The organism is Idiomarina sp. UBA4206 (assembly GCF_002383015.1).
In the GTDB taxonomy this organism is placed as follows: domain Bacteria; phylum Pseudomonadota; class Gammaproteobacteria; order Enterobacterales; family Alteromonadaceae; genus Idiomarina; species Idiomarina abyssalis.
In genome coordinates, this window is the sequence record NZ_DFTS01000060.1 from 68424 (window position 1) to 69939 (window position 1516).

General features: G+C 50.0%; 1 protein-coding gene and 1 pseudogene. One reads left to right on the forward strand and one right to left on the reverse strand.

Annotated features, from left to right (window positions below; translation table 11 throughout):
- Positions 1-497: pseudogene (locus B3180_RS12665) on the reverse strand (penicillin-binding protein activator); the annotation flags it as partial.
- A 75-nt stretch (positions 498-572) separates the two neighbouring features.
- On the opposite strand from B3180_RS12665, the gene rsmI reads away from it, so the two are divergent.
- A complete protein-coding gene (rsmI, locus tag B3180_RS12670; RefSeq protein WP_286844925.1) occupies positions 573-1427 on the forward strand; it encodes a 16S rRNA (cytidine(1402)-2'-O)-methyltransferase in 855 nt (284 codons plus the stop codon).
- The last annotated feature ends 89 nt before the right edge of the window (positions 1428-1516 follow it).

Consider the following 1516-nt stretch of genomic DNA (forward strand, 5'->3'; position numbering starts at 1 on the left):
CCCTGCCACACCAAAGCTTGCCAGTAGTTTTTTTGCTGGTAAGCGGCTTGAGACAGCAATTGTAAGCTCAAAGCGCGAAATTCGCGTTGGTTAAACTGTGTATAAACGCTCTCAAGTTCATCAATAACCTGGGGCCATTGTTCTTGTTCTGCTGCCCAACGAGCTTTAGCCAGGTGATAGTACTTTTGACTATGCCGGGTAATTTTTTGAGGGCTTAATTGAGACAACACGGCTACAGCCTGCTGCCATTTTTGTTCATTCTGAAACGCATTAGCTGCGCGTATTAAAGCGGAGTGCTGTTCAATATCGTTGGCGGCAGCGCGGGCTTCATCTAACCAGTCCTGAGCCGATTTTTCTTCAGTTAAACTTAAGTCCTGGTCGGCGGCATCTGCGGTTTTGTCGGGCGTTTCAGTTTTCCGGTCAGGGGCAGAGGTACACTGAGTGAGTACCATGAGTGCCAGTAGAGCTAAAAATACAAATGACTGAGTTCTAAACACTGTAAGGTTCCGCTTTGGTGCCTGTTCGGTGATACTATAAACGGCATTGACGTTGGAAACAAACTGAGACTCATTATGACAGACCCGGGGACCCTTTATATTGTACCCACGCCTATCGGGAATTTAGGCGATATGACCGAGCGGGCAATAAAAACATTAGCCGATGTAGCAGCCATAGCTGCAGAACATACGCGGCATACGCGGAAGTTAATGCAGCATTATGGCATACAAAACGACGTGTTTGCGCTGCATGAGCATAACGAGACTCAGCGCGCGGATGCGGTTATTGAGCGCCTGCAGCAAGGCGATTCCCTGGCATTAGTCAGCGACGCGGGTACGCCACTTATTAATGACCCGGGTTATGTGCTGGTACAACGGTGTCGTCAGCACGGCCTCAAAGTGGTTGCACTGCCGGGTGCCTGTGCCGTAACCGTAGCACTGTCTGCGGCTGGCTTGCCTACCGACCGCTTTGCCTTTGAAGGTTTTTTGCCTTCTAAGCCGCAGCAACGCCGGGCAAAATTAGAAGCGTTAAAAACAGAACCAAGAACCGTTGTTGTTTATGAAAGCCCACACAGAATTCTGCATACCCTGGCCGATATGAATGCCGTGCTGGGGACAGAAAGGCAGCTGGTACTGGCGCGTGAACTGACGAAGCAGTTTGAAACCTATTTAAATGGCAGTGCTGCAGAGTTATTGCAGATTTTAACAGACGACAGCAACCAGCAGCGGGGAGAAATGGTGTTACTGATATCACCCTTGCAGCAAGAAACGGAAGCCAGTGACGGCCCTGGAGAGGCGTCTAAGCGAACCTTGCTGTTGTTACTGGAGGAGTTGCCATTAAAGAAAGCGGCTGCTGTCACTGCGAAAATTCATGATGAACGTAAAAACGTGTTGTATCAGTGGGGGCTGGAGAATAAAAACAAAGATTGAGTTAAAGCCTGGCGCAGCGTAGAATCCTCCGCGGAGAGCTGGCCAGACAATCGCCGCCTGTTTACAGGGGGAGGAAAGTCCGGGCTCCA

Excerpts from the sequence above, each read along its gene's own strand:
- rsmI (WP_286844925.1), top strand. The coding sequence starts at position 573 with ATGACAGACCCGGGGACCCTTTATATTGTACCCACGCCTATCGGGAAT.